This is a genomic window from Epilithonimonas sp. KH_059, assembly GCF_057838485.1.
In genome coordinates this window covers 2134603-2150759 of the sequence record NZ_CM174468.1, presented here as the reverse complement: position 1 = coordinate 2150759, position 16157 = coordinate 2134603, and the positions used below count along the sequence as shown (strand labels likewise).

Genomic DNA, 16157 nt, shown 5'->3' with positions numbered 1-16157 from the left:
TAGTTTAGTTTGCTTTTAGGCAAGCGAACTTAAAAAAAATTAGTCTTTATTCTACCGTTACAGATTTAGCTAAGTTTCGGGGTTGATCCACGTTCGCTCCACGATAAACAGCTATATAGTACGATAATAGTTGAAGCGGTACCGCCGCTACAATTGGAGAAAAGCATTCCGAAGTTTCCGGAATTTCAATCACGTGGTCTGCAACGCTCGCCACTTGAACATCTCCTTTGTTAACCACTGCAATTACTTGTCCTTTTCTCGCTTTAATTTCTTGTACGTTGCTTACAATCTTGTCATAATGCCCTTTCTTAGGAGCAATAATCACAATCGGCATATTCTCGTCAATCAAGGCAATCGGACCGTGCTTCATCTCGGCAGCCGGATATCCTTCTGCGTGGATGTAGGAAATTTCTTTCAGTTTTAGAGCTCCCTCTAAAGCGGACGGGTAATTGTATCCACGACCTAAATAAAGGAAGTTGGTCGCATCGACATAACTCTTAGAAATTTCTTTCACATGGTCATGGGTAAGCTCAAGAACTTCTTCAATCTTCTTAGGAATTTGTTCCAATTCCGTAATAAGTCTCATGAATTCTTGGTTGCTTAAGTTCCCATTGTGTTTACCTAATTTAAGTGCAATTAGGGAAAGTACTGTAAGTTGAGCTGTAAAGGCTTTGGTTGATGCGACTCCAATCTCTGGACCTGCATGGGTATAAGAACCTGCGTCCGTAATTCTTGCAATTGAAGAATCCACTACATTACAAATTCCATAGATAAATGCACCTTTTTCTTTTGCAAGTTTTAAAGCCGCCATCGTATCGGCGGTTTCACCCGATTGTGAAATCGCGATCACCACGTCTTTTTCCGTAAGGATTGGATTTCGGTAACGGAATTCAGAGGCGTACTCTACTTCTACGGGAACGCGTGCGAACTCTTCGATCAAATACTCTCCTACCAGTCCAGCATGCCAGGAAGTTCCACAAGCAATAATGATAATTCGGTTGGCGTTGTTGAAACGTTCTACATGATCCCAAATCCCTGCCATTTTAATGATTCCTTCGTCTACAAGGAGACGTCCTCTCATGGTATCTTGAATCGATTTAGGCTGTTCGAAAATTTCTTTCAGCATGAAATGCTCATAGCCTCCTTTCTCGATTTGCTCTAAGCTTAATTTAAGCTCTTGAACTGCAGGATCGATAATGGAATTGTCTGCAATGCTTCTAATTTCTACTCCTTTCTCTAACGAAATGGTAGCCATGTGGCCTTCTTCCAAATAGATGGCTTCCTTCGTAAACTCAATGAATGGAGAGGCGTCGGAAGCAATAAAAAATTCTTTTTCTCCAAGTCCGATCGCTAGAGGAGATCCTAGTCTCGCTACAACTAGCAATCCTGGATAATCGTCATGCATCACCGTAATTGCGTAGGCTCCATACACTTCGTTTAATGCATAACGAATTGAAGTTGCCAAATCGTACTCCTTGTTAATATCCATGAAGTATTGGATCAGGTTTACAAGTACTTCCGTATCAGTTTCCGAATGGAAAGTAAATCCTTTTTCCGTGAGCATGGTACGCAGGGTATCGTAGTTTTCGATAATTCCGTTGTGAACCAGCGCAATTTTTCCATTGTTGGAAATATGCGGATGCGAATTCCGATCGCTCGGCACCCCATGGGTAGCCCAACGCGTATGTCCCATCCCTACATGAGCCTTTCCTTGCAATTCCGAAGAAATTGCAACCAGGTCCTCTACTTTTCCTTTGGTTTTCGCAATGCTAAAATCAGTTCCTATTCCGTCCAGTACAATTCCGGCACTGTCGTACCCTCTGTACTCTAATCGACGTAGACCATTAATCACTACGTCATAGGCATCTTGAAAGCCTGTATATCCTACAATTCCACACATAATAGATACGGGTTATTTAGTTGAGTAAATAATATTTAATTGAGCACGCTTCGCACTAGAAGGATTGCTACCCACAAGGACCACTCGGTAAGGGGTATACGCTCTTGAAGTGAAGGTGGGTCCTAAAAGACTCCCATTTGAATTGTTAATTTCATAATCTCCAACCGCTAAGGAAATGTCCTTCACCTCGTCTGATTTTTCAATGATATCTTTCAAGGTTTGCGTAATAGTTAAGTCATAGTAAGCCGGATTTTTATCTAAATCCGCTCCTTTTACTAAATTAAACAAAGCTCCAAGTCCTGAAAATGCACTCACCTCTTTTAGAAAAGTGGAGAGATCCGCCTTCCCCGTACTAGGGTTGTAATAACTAGCCGTAAACATATTGGGCTTCGTTAGGTCGTTATTCCAACTTGATACGTCCGTGTAGAGTCTCACTTTAGCCGAGAGAATATTAATCTTGTTTTCTTTGTAAAGCTCACGAATCTGAGAAAGACTTTCAGCGCTTAATTTAATTCCTACATTGGCTCCTCCCATACCTTGAGGGTATAGCAGAGGATCTCCTGTTTGAATGTTCGGAGAAGAAGTCCCATTGTACGCTAGTGAAGGAGTTCCCGCACGATCCGTTTCAATTAGGTTAAACCTTGCGTTCTCTGTACCCAAAGCGAGAGGGAAAGTCGTTTTGCGACGCTCTGTCTTCCCATCGGTCGTTAGTTCGTTACTGTAATAGATAATAATCTGCGTATCGGCAGGTGTAATGTTCATGATAAATCCAGTAGACTCCGCTACGGATAACTTAACCCCTTTAAAATAACGAATAAAGTTGGAGGCATCGGAAAGTTCCGCTTGTCCTTCTTTCGCGAAAATTTTATTTGCAAAATACGTTTTATCCAAAGGCACTCGAATTCTTGCTTCTCTTTTGTATAGAGCCGAACCATCTTCGTCCTTGGTTACATCAATTGCACTTACTGTACTTTTGATAGTCTTGGATCCAAGCAATGCTCCAGTTCCCACCGCTTTTCGGGAAGAAACTTTGTCACTACTAGCCCCTAAAAAGTCAGTCACCTCGTGCACGTTCAACGTCATCGTCGCACTTTCATTTCCATAAAGTCGGATAGGATAGGTGGAGACGACCCTTTTGGCCTTTACATTCCCGTCTGGGAAAACATATTCCTCGTCTGTGGTGGTTTTTACCGAATCCACTGGAAATACGGGTCTAACCTCTAGCACAACCGAATCGATTACCGCTTTCGTACCAAAAGTTGGGTTGTAATTCGAAAGTCTTGCTTGCGTTACATAACTGGAGCGCTGCATCCCGAATTGTCCTTCCTTAAATGCTCCAAGCGTCGCGCTTGTGATACGGGTGGCATCAGTTCTGATGGAATCTTGGTTGCTAATATTGTATGCGATCACGTCAAAAGACTTTGTAATTCCTTTGGCGGCTGTATCGTCAAAAAATTGCGAGCCTAAATCGTCGGCTTCGGCTTCACAGCTAAACAGTAAAAAACTTCCGGATAAAAATAATACAGAAGTTTTTAAGATACTCTTAATAGTTTCAGTCATTTATTAAGTTCAAATATTTTAATATACTTTTTCAATGGATTCAGCCTCTACAAAATCAGCCTTGCTAGATTCTGAGGCTTGGTAAGCTTTGTCAAGGTCTGCTTCTAAGAATTCATCTCCTTTCACCACGACATCTGCAAAATCCATGCTATCCAATACAAATTTCTGGCTCGTCGGTTCACTCACGACTGACAAATCCGGAATTTTATCGAATTCCAATACCTCTTTAATAGAAGAATTTAATTCTAATACTTCTTCATTATAGACTGAAATTACAATTTTAGTGTCTTTAAAATAATAATCGTCTTTGTAGAAATTTTTCAAATAGATGGGAATTAAAGAAGACATCCAACCGTTAATGTGGATCACATCGGGAACCCAGTTGAGTTTCTTGATCGTCTCAATAACTCCTCTTGCGAAGAACACAGCGCGTTCTCCATTGTCATCAAAGGGCACCCCTTCGTCGGTGCTGTAAAGCTGCTTTCTTTTGAAGTACTCTTCGTTGTCAATAAAATAAACTTGAAGTCTTTCCCCTGGCAAAGAAGCCACCTTGATGATGAGAGGCTGGTCAAGGTCGTTAATGATTACATTCATTCCTGACAAGCGAATGACTTCATGCAGTTGGAATTTCCTCTCACTGATTTGTCCAAAGCGTGGCATGAATACTCGCACATCATGTCCCTCTTGGTGCATTTTCAGCGCCATTTTGCTTACCGTGGCCGCCATGTTGCTATCCTCTTGATAAGGAAACATCTCGGTGGTCACGTATAAAATTTTCTGATTCGGCATAATTTCTTTCTCTTCTCTTTATGAGCTATAGTGTACTGCAAAATTACAAAAATTTAAACGAAGTCTTATATATTAACATTATTTATGATACTCCCATGGATAAATGTAATAATAGAGATTTTGGCGCTCCCTTTTTTTTCTATTTTTGCTTTGAAACAATATGAAATTCTAATGGAAATACTTCGCAGTAAATCCGCTCTTCGAGCGTACATCGAACGGAATAAAGAAATGGGGAAACACATTGGGTTTGCCCCAACCATGGGAGCGCTACACGAGGGCCATCTGTCCTTATACAAAGCGGCGAGAGAAGAAAATGATTTGGTCGTAAGTTCCATCTTTGTAAACCCAACGCAGTTTAACAACCCGCAAGATTTAGAAACCTACCCGAGAACCCTAGAGGCGGATCTAGCCCTTCTAGAGCGAAGCGGAAACGTAGATGCCGTGTACCTGCCGAAGGTAACGGACCTCTATCCGGATGGACCAAAGAGCAAATCGTATGATTTCGAAGGGCTCGAAAACAAAATGGAAGGAGAATTTAGACCGGGTCACTTCAACGGAGTGGGCACTGTGGTTGAAACCCTTTTCTCTCAAGTGAAACCCAACCGAGCTTATTTTGGAGAAAAAGATTACCAACAGCTAGCCATTATCCGAAAACTAGTCGAAACGAAAAACATGCCGATCCAAATCATGGCGGTTCCTATTTTGCGGGAGAAAAGTGGACTCGCGATGAGCTCTCGCAATGAGCGTCTTTCTAAAGAAGATCGCATTGCGGCAAAACTAATTCATGAAACCCTGGTGAAAGTGGACCAATGGTTTCGAGTGGTTTCCATCGAGGAAATTAATCAAAGAGTAGAAGAAATCTTCAAAAAAGCAAAGGGCTTTGATTTGGAATACTTTCGCATTGCGGACGAAGAAACATTAGAACCGACCGATTTTTTCTACAAAGATCGATCTTATCGAGCCTTTGTTGCTGTGAATATTGGAGGTGTGCGCCTTATTGACAACATGTACCTCGCGTAAGAGACTATTCCCTTAAAAATATCAAAAGCCTTCCGTTAGGAAGGCTTTTGAACACCAAATCACAAAATATTAATATGAAAAAAATTCACTTTACCAGTAAATTTCGTGACCTGGCTGGGATTCGAACCCAGGACCCATACATTAAAAGTGTATTGCTCTACCAGCTGAGCTACCAGGTCTTAAGAAAACGACTTTAAACAAGTCTGAATTCAAAAGTGATTAGTCTGTGTGCCTGCGACTGGACTCGAACCAGCACATCCATAGGAAACCACCCCCTCAAGATGGCGTGTCTACCAATTTCACCACACAGGCAAAAAAAAACCCGTTAATACTACGGTTTTTTTTGAAGTGACCTGGCTGGGATTCGAACCCAGGACCCATACATTAAAAGTGTATTGCTCTACCAGCTGAGCTACCAGGTCGGCCACTTGTACAAACAGATATGTGTCTGTTAAAAAGTGGTGCAAAGATAGAACTTTTTTTAAAAACTCAAAATTTTTTAAGACATTTGTATAAAATAAAAACATGATCATTTCACTAGCCGGATACATGGGAAGCGGCAAATCACACATTTCCAAATTATTGAGTGATAAAACCGGTTTTGCACGGGTCGATCTTGACAAAGAGATTGCTTCACGTGAGGGCATGAGTGTTTCCGATATTTTTGAAAAGAAAGGCGAAATCTACTTTCGAAAACAAGAAAGACTCGTTTTAGAATCTCTTTTGAATGAGAAGGAAACTCCTTTCGTTTTAAGTTTAGGCGGAGGAACTCCTGCATATTATGACAATATGAAACTTATTCGTGAGAAAACGAGAAGTTTTTTTCTACAAGCCAGTATTACGACCTTGTGCGAAAGGCTTCTTCGGGGGCAAAACAAACGACCTCTCGTCGCTCGAATACCCAAAGAAGAACTTCCTGAATTCATCGCGAAACATCTTTTCGAACGAAATGCATTTTACTCACAATGTGAATTTACATTGAACACCAACGCGAAAGACCCCGAAGAAATCATAACGGAAATCCTTATTCGTCTAGATCTGCTTTAAAAAAATCTTGCCAATAGTCCTGCTCGCTCATATCCGAGGACTTGTCTCTCTCTTTTTCTGAGTCTAAGGAAGTGTAGTCCTCAATCTCACGTCTGTCTTTTTTGGTAGGGCGGCCTTCGCCACGGGCTCTGTAATAACTTTGCTCCATTTTTCGCAATTGCAATTGGTCGTACTGCTTTTGCTCGGTCCTATCTTGCACATAAGTAGCCACTAATTTTGCCCCTACTCGACTTTTGGGCAGATCAATTACCTTAATCTGATACTCAATTTGATTCTTTCTGACTTTAATTAGATCCCCAATTCTCACCTCTCTTGAGGCCTTAACCACATGATCTACAATCGATACCCTGTTTTTTTTGATTTCATCTGCGGCGATGGATCTCGTTTTATAGAATCTCACACTCCAAAGGAATTTATCTATTCGCATATTTTTTATACTTTTGCGTATCAAAATTAAGAAATTAAATGAGAAAAATTTTTATCTATATAGGCATTGTGGCAACGGCACTGGTTTCGTGCGACGACAACTACCAAGACCCCTACAAAATCAAGGAGGTTAAGAATTTGAGTACTCAAAATTCAAATGACGACAAGGCAATTGCGGAGTATTTGGACACCCATTATTTGGATGGGCAAGGAAAGATCCAAGCTTTCGTAACGACCACTCCCGACGACGATGGCAATAAAAAGCTATCAGAATTGCAACCCAAAACGCTTCCATCAGGAGTGATTGTAATCGTAAGAGAAGGGGCTCAACCTGCAACTGGAAAAGTAATCGGTACTACAGACGTGATAAGCATCATGCAAAGAACCTATGCTTTCCTCTCTGATGGAGAAGATGGCGCCGAGTTTCACACACCTTACCCATTTGCCAATACAGTGGATGGAGCAGGGACTCCGGACAAAGACCCCGCATACTACTATGCGAAGCCTTCCGTTCTTGAAGCCTCTGACAAAACAAAAGACTACTATGAAATCGAAGGATTCCAGGAAGGCCTAAAAGCTTTTAAAAGCTTTGCAAAGGAAGATTCTGAACTTTACAACCTGCAAGGGGTAATTATCGTCCCTTCAAGAGCAGCCTTCGCAAGAGATAGCCATTTCCCTTACCAAGGACTTAACTGGAGAAACCGAAACTTCGTGTTCAACTTCCAGATCTACAATACAAGAGAGAGAGCGGCAAACGAAAAATAAGAGCCTCCATCTCACGCAAAGAAAAGAGCAGTATTTTTAAGAAATGCTGCTCTTTTTGTTTGCCCACGGCTCCATTGCGATTTGCGAAACTAAAATGGAATCGCAGAAACCAACGAATAGAGCTCTAAATTGTCTTTGCAAAGTACTTTACACCCAAACCCAAGCTCCCCATCAAAAAGCGTAAAAACGATCCTTTTAAACCCCTCTACTTCGCTACTTACATGTAAACTTAAGCCTTACCTATTCCTATTTGCCTCCCGTATGGCTTATTTGTTCCTACAGATATTCTTACCAACTATTTCGGGAAAGATAATTCTGGAAAGCTTTCTACCAACAATTGCCCTATCTAGAAAAAAAAATGGGAACCGAAGTTCCCATTTGAATTAATATTTTGAAGTTTCCTCTTTCACATTACTAAGAATGTCGGGGAAATAATGATCTGCTATATGCTCGAACTCATCGCCTCGCATAAACATAGTGGCATCCACATCGCTGTACGATTTACGACCTGCTGCTGCAATTAGTTCGTTGCAAGTACGAAGGGTGTTCTTATGGAAGTGGTAAACACGCTCTGCTTTATCCGTAACATCAAGTCCTTTAATAAGCATCTTGTCCTGCGTTGCAATTCCGGTTGGGCAATTGTTTGTATTGCATCGTAAGGCTTGAATGCATCCCAAGGCAAACATAAATCCTCTCGCATTGTTACAAAGGTCTGCTCCTAGTGCTACAGCCCGTAAAATATCTAAGGAAGTAAGAACTTTTCCACTCGCGATAACTTTCATTTTGTCGCGCACGTTGAAATTTCTTAGGGTCTTATTGACAAAGATTAAGGAAGGCTCTAGTGGCATCCCTACTCCGTCGGAGAATTCGGGAGGTGCGGCTCCGGTTCCACCTTCTGCTCCATCGACTGTAATAAAGTCTGGATAAATTTTAAGCACATTCATTTGTGCACAAATTTCTTCAAATTCTCGTGTGTCTCCGACGCAGAGTTTAAACCCAATCGGTTTACCACCAGAAAGTTCGCGTAACTGCTGCACAAATTTCAAAAGACCTGCTGCATCAGAAAAAGCGGAATGCGAGGGTGGAGAAATAATCGTCAACCCTGGGGTTACGTGTCTTATGCTTGCAATCTCCGGTGTGTTTTTTACTCCGGGAAGAACTCCTCCGTGACCAGGCTTGGCCCCTTGAGACAATTTGATTTCAATCATCTTCACGTTCTCCATCGCAGAGTAGTTTTTAAAAAGCTCAGGATTAAAGTTCCCCTCGTCGTCACGGCATCCGAAGTATCCCGTTCCAATTTGCCAACAAAGGTCCCCACCTTCACGGTGATAGGGAGAAATCCCTCCTTCACCCGTATTGTGGTAAAACTGACCTTTTCTGGCTCCACGATTTAAGGCTTTTTGAGCTCTGTCACTTAAAGATCCAAAACTCATGGCAGAAATATTAAATAAAGACGCGGAATAGGGCTTCGCACATTGATGGTTCCCAATTAAAGTTCTTGGCAGCTCTTCCATCGGATGCTGTGCATAAATGGAATGTTTAATCCCTTCGTATTTTCGGTGGTTGATTTCCAACTGAGTTCCAAAAGGGACGGTGTCACTAATGTTTTTAGCTCTTCTGTACGCAGAAGATCTTTGGTGCCTTGGAAAAGGCTTACCATCGGTTTCACGTTCGATAAAATACTGCTGCATTTCAGGAGAAATGGACTCGAAAATATACCTAAAATAGCCCAAAACAGGGAAATTCCTTAAAATTGCATGTTTGGTCTGCATGGCATTGTAAATACCGAGGATATACAGCACACTTAACAATATAGGAATCCATAAATAGGCACCAAGGGTAATTGAAATAATCCATGTGGCAACTACTACGACCGCTCCCCACCTCAAAAACTGATCTCTCATGTTGTGAAATTTTTGTCAAAATTAAGCATTAATTACATCTGCTAAATTTAATAAAAATTTAACAATCCGTTCAATGCATTAGTGAAATCCCGAAATTCACAGAATCTAAATACTCGAAATACAGTGAATATCACGTTTTGCCTTGTTTCTCTGAAGCAAAACAAGGTAATTGAAAAAATCTATTAAACACGATCTGTTTTATGAAAAAATCATAAACAGGGAAAACCCCTTTAATAAGGCACTCTGAAGAAGTTTAAACTTGGGCTAAAAACGCTTCAAACAAAGGACTAGCATCCATCGTTCCGTTGGACTTTAATTCGCCCAAAGTTACATGCTCGATTTCATTTACCTTTTTTGAATCGTACGGCTTAGAAACGCGTACATAATTTTCAGTGAATCCAAACATCAGTCCCTCCTTGTTCTCATGTTCCCATAAAACAGGAAGGGTTTTGCCTTTCTGCGATTGGTAGAAAGCCATTTTCTTTTTCTCCGAAAGAATTCGAAGCATTTTGTTTCTTTTCTTCCGCTCTGCCACAGGCACTGCCCCCTGCATTCCTGCCGCTTCCGTATTTTCTCTCTCTGAGTAGGTAAACACGTGAAGGTAGGAAATCGGAAGTGAATTTAAATATTCGTACGTTTCCAAAAAATGCTCATGGGTTTCTCCTGGAAACCCGACAATGACATCAACCCCAATGGCGGCATCAGGTAAAACTTCTCTTATTTTCTCTATTCTCTCGCTATACAATTTCGTTAAATAGCGTCTTTTCATTTTCTTAAGTAGCTCATCGCTCCCACTTTGAAGCGGAATGTGGAAATGCGGAACAAAACGAGTGCTGTTTGCGACAAGCTCAATGCTTTGATCTTTTAACAAATTAGGCTCTATGGAGGAGATTCGAATTCTCTCAATTCCCTCGACCTCATTTAACCTTGTGATTAAATCCAAAAAGGTGTGCTCATGGGTTTTGTTTCCAAATTCACCCTTCCCATAATCTCCGATATTCACCCCTGTTAGAACGATTTCTTTAATACCCCTGGAGGCAATTTCTTTTGCGTTCAGCACAATATTTTCGATGGTATCCGATCTAGAAATTCCACGAGCTAGGGGGATGGTACAGTAAGTACATTTGTAATCACAACCGTCTTGCACTTTCAAAAAAGCTCGAGTACGATCGCCAATCGAATAGCTACCAATAAAGAAATCCGCATCGCTAATCTCACAAGAATGCACAATACCTGCTTCTGAAGATTTTTGCAAATCTTCAATATAACTAGGAATGTTGAATTTTTCACTTGCACCTAGTACAAGATCCACTCCTTCTATATTCGAAATTTCTCCAGGTTTTAACTGTGCATAGCAGCCCACCACTACGACCAAACCCTCAGGGTTTGATTTAAGGGCTCGTTTCACATGAAATTTGCATTCTTTGTCTGCTGTCTCCGTGACGGAACAGGTATTAATGACATAAACGTCCGCACTTTGATCAAAGCTCACTTTTTCATATCCCGCCTCAGAGAGTCCACGGGCAATAGTAGAGGTTTCTGCAAAATTCAATTTACACCCAAGTGTATGATATGCAGCGGTTTTAAAGGTATTGTTGCTCATAATTACAGAATGCAAATTTACATAAATTATTTTACGACTCTCTCAACCTGATTTATATCCTGTTTGATAGGTACTTCAAAAGTAGATGCGATCTAATACTCTTTTCTGATTTCACTACTTCCCAAGTAGCAAACCGGTGACGAATTTGATTGCGGGGCTGCTTGAGGGTTATTGAGCTCACTAAAAAGCAGCTTAACGTACGCTTCTAGGGCTGTAAATTCCTTTTGTGCATGGATAGAAAGCACAGAATCCGCAGCAGAAAATGACAATCCTTCCCAAGCCCTTTGAAGTTCACTTCCCTTTTGCGTCTCACGACTCAAATCCCATTTTTCCACTTCGGACCGAAATTCTTCTAGTGCGGCTATTCGCTTTTGATCAGATGTGTATTGCTTATGAAGTTGGATCCCTTTTGAAAGGAGGGCAAGAAATTCCATTTTGAAGTGAAGGAGACGGTTCATTCTGCATTTTCCTACAAAGTTATCAATTCCTATTTCATCCTCAAAAAAAGATAAGAGGAGTATTTTGCCCCCTTTCATAGCCCTGTTTTCGCCACCTAATTCTTCTCATCAATTGGTAAATTAGACAAAGACTTTCTTTTCTACGCACGTAAAAAAGGTATCTTTGCTCGTCAAATAATAAAGAAAGAGAGAAATGGATTTTAAAAATTTTCAGATGCCTTATAGCATCAACCCTAAGTATTCGAAAAAAGTCGCTTACTTTTCCATGGAATTTGCCATCGATCAGTCGCTGAAAATATATTCAGGTGGACTTGGGTTTTTAGCCGGTTCCCACATGCGAAGTGTATACAACCTTAAGCAAGATGTGGTTGGAATTGGAATTCTGTGGAAGTTTGGGTACTACGACCAAGCCCGTAACCACGACCAAACCCTTCAACCGACCTGGACAAGGAAAATATATAGTTATTTAAAAGACACAGGCATTCAATTTCAGATTGATATTCACAGTGCCCCAGTTTGGGTAAAAGTATGGTACTTAGATCCTGAAATCTTCCATACAGCTCCCATGTTTTTGCTTTCCACGGACGTTCCTGAAAACGACCATTTGTCCAAAACCATTTGCCATAAACTTTACGATGCAAATGAGGCCACAAAACTAGCCCAATACATTTTACTTGGAAAAGGCGGTGCCAAGATGTTAGATATGATGAATCTCGAAAGAGAAGTTTATCATTTGAACGAGGCGCATGGACTTCCTGCTGCGTTTTACTTGTTACGCAAGTACGGAGGAAACAGGGAGGCAGTCAAAGAAAAGTTAGTATTCACCACCCATACCCCCGAAGAAGCGGGCAATGAAAAGCACAGCTTAGAGATGTGCCATACGATGTCTTATTTCTCTGGATTTTCCAAAGAAGAAGTGAAAGCCATTGAAGGCTACGGGGATGAATCGATGTTCAACCACTCTCTTTGCGCACTTAAAATGGCAAGAATGGCTAACGGAGTTTCGCAATTGCACGGACACGTTTCACGCGAAATGTGGGGTAAATACCCTGGAATTTGTGAAATTAAATCCATTACAAACGCTCAAGAGTATAACTATTGGGCCGACAAACCTCTTTATGCCGCAAAAGACCAGAACGACTCTCTGGCCTTTGATGAGCGCAAATCTTACCTTAAATCACAGCTCTTCGATACCGTCGCAGATCAGTGCGGAAAACTTTTCGACCCAAACGTCTTTACCATTGTATGGGCAAGACGATTTGCAGGGTACAAAAGACCGGATTTGTTACTTCATGACAAGGCTCGATTTGAAAAATTATTAAACCATCCTGAGTTTCCCGTTCAAATCATCTGGGCAGGTAAACCTTACCCTATGGATTACTCAGCGATTTCCACATTCAATCACTTAGTGGAACAAAGCACTCACCATAAAAACATGGCCGTTTTAACGGGCTATGAACTTTCACTCAGCCGCCTTTTAAAGCAAGGATCAGATCTTTGGTTAAACAACCCAAGGGTTCCCCGCGAAGCGAGTGGAACCTCAGGCATGACTGCAGCTATGAATGGATCTGTGAATTTATCCACCGACGATGGTTGGATTCCTGAATTTGCAATCTCGGGAGAAAATGCGTTTGTAGCTCCCCAAGCGAACTACGAAACGATGAGTGTTTATGAACAGGATCAGTACGATCTCAATTCCCTTTACGATCTATTGGAAAATGAAATTCTTCCTGCTTATTACACGCAAAAAGAAAATTGGAGAACCCTGACCTACACAGCAATGGAGCAGGTGAAAACCAAATTTGGAAGCGACCGTATGGCAGATGAATACTATTCAATGCTATACAAAAATTCTTAACGAAAAAGAGCTTAAAAACGAAAAGATCGACAGGCTAGTGCTTGTCGATCTTTTTTTATAGTTTTCTTTTATTTTTCTGATTATTCGAGAGGTTTTTGAACCCCTATTTCGTATACGTTCGACTGCTTTAAATACTTAGAGCGTTCGCGAGAGGTGACAGATTCGAATTCACCCTGGTAAAGAACTATAATAGGATCTTCAGCTATTTCTACCTCTCCATTGGACATGAATTTTTCCTCTGGACTGTTGTGGTCCATTTGATTCGACTTGAATTTCTGCAATTCATCAGCGTACTCTCTAAATCCAGGATCGGCAGAATGGATAAATTGATAATCAGGACCTGCATCCACTTTATAATGTAATCTATCTCGCTTTAGACCCGCCTCATTAGTAATCTCTGGATTGTCGTTTCCATCTCTAAAACCTACTTCTACGACTTCCCCTCCTTTTTCCTGTGCAAAAACCTCTGCATCTTTAAACGAAGCAAAACCAGTGAAAATAGTTTTATCCTCTAGGGTATATTCTCTTAATTTTTGATTTTCTGAACTTAACTTTTCCATAACAACGATTTTGCAATTATTTATTCGAGATAGCACCAATTCCTTTGCCAAGCGACACAAATCTTAAAATCTTAAAATCTTTCTAGGAAATTTTAATATATTTGATGCTTATCAAAAAATCATATGAAAAAGATAGTATCGATTCTAAGTGTACTTGCTATTTCTGGGCTTACCTATCTGGGTGCGCAGCAGATTACACTAGACAAAATCTACTCGGGGGAATACCGGGGGAAAGGAATCGCAGGAGTTGCCTCTTTAAAAAGCGGGGAACAATACGCGGTCATTGAAGCGGGAGGGATATCCAAATACGGATACAAATCCGCTAAAAAAGAAGGACAAATAGCCCAAGGGCGATTCCAGAGCTACAGTTTTTCAAAAGATGAAAGCAAAATTCTTTTACTAACCCAAAGCCAAAGCGTTTACCGTCATTCTTATCTTGGTAAATTTGAAATCAAGGACATGGCATCTGGTAAGACAGTCCCATTAAACAAGGGAAACTTTGTACAAGAGCCTACTTTTTCTCCGGATGCGAGCAAAGTGGCATTTATTGCGGACAACAACCTTTATTACCAAGATCTTAAATCCATGGAAATCGTACAAATTACGACCGATGGAAAGAAAAACAGCATTCTTAATGGACTTGCGGATTGGGTGTACGAAGAAGAATTTGGCCATGCAAGACAATACGAATGGACTCAGAACTCTTCCGCCCTTGTTTTCGTAAAATCTAACGAAACGGAAGTTCCAGAAATGAACATGCAAATTTATGGTAAGAATCTTTACCCTACAGACTTTCGCTTCAAATACCCGAAAGCAGGGGAAAACAACTCTGTGGTTTCTGCCCATGTCTACAATTTGAAATCGAAAACTTTAGCTCCTATTGATCTATCTTCTTTTAAGAACTATTATATTTCCAATGTAATTCAAACGGCAGGAAATGACCAAGTCATTTTAATCACCTCACAAAGAACCCAAAATTCAGCAGACGTAATTTCCGTAGATACCAAAACCGCGACGGCGAAAAAGCTATTTACAGAATCCGACGAGAAGTGGATTGAAATGGACAACATCACACTCGAATTTTTAGATGACAACTCCTTTATATGGGGTAGCGAGCGCGATGGCAATCAACACTTGTATTGGTACAACGCGGACGGAAGTTTAAAAAAACAAATCACAAAAGGAGATTGGCAAGTAAAGAGCTACTATGGATTCAATCCAAAGTCACGGGAGGTTTATATTCAAACAAACGAGACGGGAAGTATTTACAGCGTAATTTCTAAAGTCAATATTGATTCTGGGAAAAGCAAACTCCTTTCTGAGAAGACCGGTTCAAACAGCGCGAAATTCAGTAAGAATTTCAATTATTTCATCGAAACTTCTTCAAGTGCAACGACGCCTTACACCTTCACCTTAAAAAACAGTGAAGGAAAAACCGTTCGTGAGCTTGAAAACAATTCTGAGATGCTTGCCAAATTAAAAGCAGACAATTGGGTGGCAAAAGAATACTTCACCATCCCGAATGAAGTAGGAGATCAGATGAATGCCTGGATTATTAAACCAAAAGATTTTGATCCTCAAAAAAAATATCCATTGTTCATGTTCCAATATTCAGGTCCGGGTTCTCAACAAGTAACCGACGCTTGGGATGGAGGAAATGGAATCTGGTTCAACCATTTAGCACAGCAAGGCTACATCGTAGCTTGCGTGGACGGTAGAGGAACAGGAGGAAAAGGAACAGACTTCAAAAAGGTGACCTACATGGAGCTAGGTAAGTATGAAATCGAAGACCAGATTGCCGCGGCAAAATGGCTAGGAAACCAGTCTTACATCGACAAAGATCGCATCGGAATCTTTGGATGGAGCTTTGGAGGCTACATGGCCAGCCTTGCGCTAACCAAAGGGGCGGATACCTTTAAATTAGGGATTGCTGTGGCTCCGGTGACCAACTGGCGTTATTACGACACGGTGTATACGGAGAGATTCATGAGAACCCCTCAGGAAAACCCTTCGGGATACGACCAAAACTCTCCTATTAATTTCGCAAAGCTTATGAAAGGTAAATTCCTTTTGGTCCACGGTACGGCAGATGACAATGTGCATTACCAAAACTCTGTCGAGTTTGCCGAGGCTCTAATCCAAGAGAAAAAGAAATTTCAGTTCATGACCTACCCGGATAAAAACCATGGAATTTCAGGAGGCAACACTCGTCCTCAACTTTATCAAATGATGACTGATTTCATTACCGAAAATCTTTAGTTTCAAAA

13 protein-coding genes and 3 tRNA genes are annotated in these 16157 nt (G+C 41.0%); 5 read left to right on the top strand and 11 right to left on the bottom strand.

Going from position 1 to position 16157, the window contains the following annotated elements; all coding sequences use genetic code 11:
* Nucleotides 1-46: 46 nt before the first annotated feature.
* Genes glmS through AC3IRX_RS10160 form a run of 3 tightly spaced genes read right to left on the bottom strand, consistent with a single transcriptional unit; the run spans nucleotide 47 to nucleotide 4249 of the window.
* A complete protein-coding gene (gene glmS, locus AC3IRX_RS10170) occupies nucleotides 47-1900 on the bottom strand; it encodes a glutamine--fructose-6-phosphate transaminase (isomerizing) (RefSeq protein ID WP_489210156.1) in 1854 nt (617 codons plus the stop codon).
* Nucleotides 1901-1912: 12 nt separating this feature from the next.
* Nucleotides 1913-3460, bottom strand: coding sequence for a DUF4270 domain-containing protein (locus AC3IRX_RS10165; protein ID WP_489210155.1), 1548 nt, complete (start codon nucleotides 3458-3460; stop codon nucleotides 1913-1915).
* Nucleotides 3461-3478: 18 nt separating this feature from the next.
* Complete coding sequence (locus AC3IRX_RS10160) at nucleotides 3479-4249, bottom strand: glycogen/starch synthase (RefSeq protein WP_489210154.1); 771 nt, start codon at nucleotides 4247-4249, stop codon at nucleotides 3479-3481.
* 171 nt (nucleotides 4250-4420) lie between these two features.
* Here AC3IRX_RS10160 and panC point away from each other — a divergent pair, with 171 nt between their 5' ends.
* Nucleotides 4421-5269 carry a pantoate--beta-alanine ligase gene (gene panC / locus AC3IRX_RS10155; protein WP_489210152.1) on the top strand — a complete coding sequence of 283 codons (849 nt, stop codon included), beginning with the start codon at nucleotides 4421-4423 and terminating at the stop codon, nucleotides 5267-5269.
* Between the two features lie 106 nt (nucleotides 5270-5375).
* On the opposite strand, the gene AC3IRX_RS10150 is transcribed toward panC, so the two are convergent.
* The 3 genes from AC3IRX_RS10150 to AC3IRX_RS10140 all read right to left on the bottom strand — a co-directional run bounded on the left by AC3IRX_RS10150 (nucleotide 5376) and on the right by AC3IRX_RS10140 (nucleotide 5691).
* Nucleotides 5376-5448 (bottom strand) — tRNA-Lys (locus tag AC3IRX_RS10150).
* Nucleotides 5449-5498: 50 nt separating this feature from the next.
* Nucleotides 5499-5581 (bottom strand) — tRNA-Leu (locus AC3IRX_RS10145).
* A 37-nt stretch (nucleotides 5582-5618) separates the two neighbouring features.
* Nucleotides 5619-5691 (bottom strand) — tRNA-Lys (locus tag AC3IRX_RS10140).
* A gap of 103 nt (nucleotides 5692-5794) precedes the next feature.
* On the opposite strand from AC3IRX_RS10140, the gene AC3IRX_RS10135 reads away from it, so the two are divergent.
* Complete coding sequence (locus tag AC3IRX_RS10135; RefSeq protein ID WP_489210151.1) at nucleotides 5795-6316, top strand: shikimate kinase; 522 nt, start codon at nucleotides 5795-5797, stop codon at nucleotides 6314-6316.
* Here AC3IRX_RS10135 and AC3IRX_RS10130 read toward each other — a convergent pair.
* Nucleotides 6294-6743, bottom strand: coding sequence for an RNA-binding S4 domain-containing protein (locus AC3IRX_RS10130; RefSeq protein WP_489210150.1), 450 nt, complete (start codon nucleotides 6741-6743; stop codon nucleotides 6294-6296). The two genes, AC3IRX_RS10135 and AC3IRX_RS10130, sit on opposite strands and share 23 nt — an antisense overlap.
* Nucleotides 6744-6781: 38 nt before the next feature.
* Here AC3IRX_RS10130 and AC3IRX_RS10125 point away from each other — a divergent pair, with 38 nt between their 5' ends.
* Nucleotides 6782-7507 carry a hypothetical protein gene (locus AC3IRX_RS10125; protein ID WP_489210149.1) on the top strand — a complete coding sequence of 242 codons (726 nt, stop codon included), beginning with the start codon at nucleotides 6782-6784 and terminating at the stop codon, nucleotides 7505-7507.
* Nucleotides 7508-7890: 383 nt separating this feature from the next.
* Here AC3IRX_RS10125 and AC3IRX_RS10120 read toward each other — a convergent pair whose 3' ends face one another.
* The 3 genes from AC3IRX_RS10120 to AC3IRX_RS10110 form a co-directional block, all read right to left on the bottom strand.
* Nucleotides 7891-9411 (bottom strand): FMN-binding glutamate synthase family protein, encoded by a 1521-nt coding sequence (locus AC3IRX_RS10120; protein WP_489210148.1) that lies wholly within the window; start codon nucleotides 9409-9411, stop codon nucleotides 7891-7893.
* 253 nt (nucleotides 9412-9664) lie between these two features.
* Nucleotides 9665-11014, bottom strand: a complete 1350-nt coding sequence (gene mtaB, locus AC3IRX_RS10115; RefSeq protein WP_489210146.1) for a tRNA (N(6)-L-threonylcarbamoyladenosine(37)-C(2))-methylthiotransferase MtaB — start codon at nucleotides 11012-11014, stop codon at nucleotides 9665-9667.
* Nucleotides 11015-11106: 92 nt separating this feature from the next.
* On the bottom strand, nucleotides 11107-11472 hold the full coding sequence (locus AC3IRX_RS10110; protein WP_489210144.1) for a hypothetical protein: 366 nt from the start codon (nucleotides 11470-11472) through the stop codon (nucleotides 11107-11109).
* Between the two features lie 193 nt (nucleotides 11473-11665).
* Here AC3IRX_RS10110 and glgP point away from each other — a divergent pair, with 193 nt between their 5' ends.
* Entirely contained in the window at nucleotides 11666-13330 is a 1665-nt protein-coding gene (glgP, locus tag AC3IRX_RS10105) for an alpha-glucan family phosphorylase (RefSeq protein ID WP_489210142.1), read from the top strand.
* Between the two features lie 80 nt (nucleotides 13331-13410).
* Here glgP and AC3IRX_RS10100 read toward each other — a convergent pair whose 3' ends face one another.
* Entirely contained in the window at nucleotides 13411-13890 is a 480-nt protein-coding gene (locus AC3IRX_RS10100) for a hypothetical protein (RefSeq protein ID WP_489210140.1), read from the bottom strand.
* Between the two features lie 123 nt (nucleotides 13891-14013).
* Here AC3IRX_RS10100 and AC3IRX_RS10095 point away from each other — a divergent pair, with 123 nt between their 5' ends.
* Nucleotides 14014-16149 carry a S9 family peptidase gene (locus AC3IRX_RS10095; RefSeq protein WP_489210138.1) on the top strand — a complete coding sequence of 712 codons (2136 nt, stop codon included), beginning with the start codon at nucleotides 14014-14016 and terminating at the stop codon, nucleotides 16147-16149.
* Nucleotides 16150-16157: the final 8 nt, after the last annotated feature.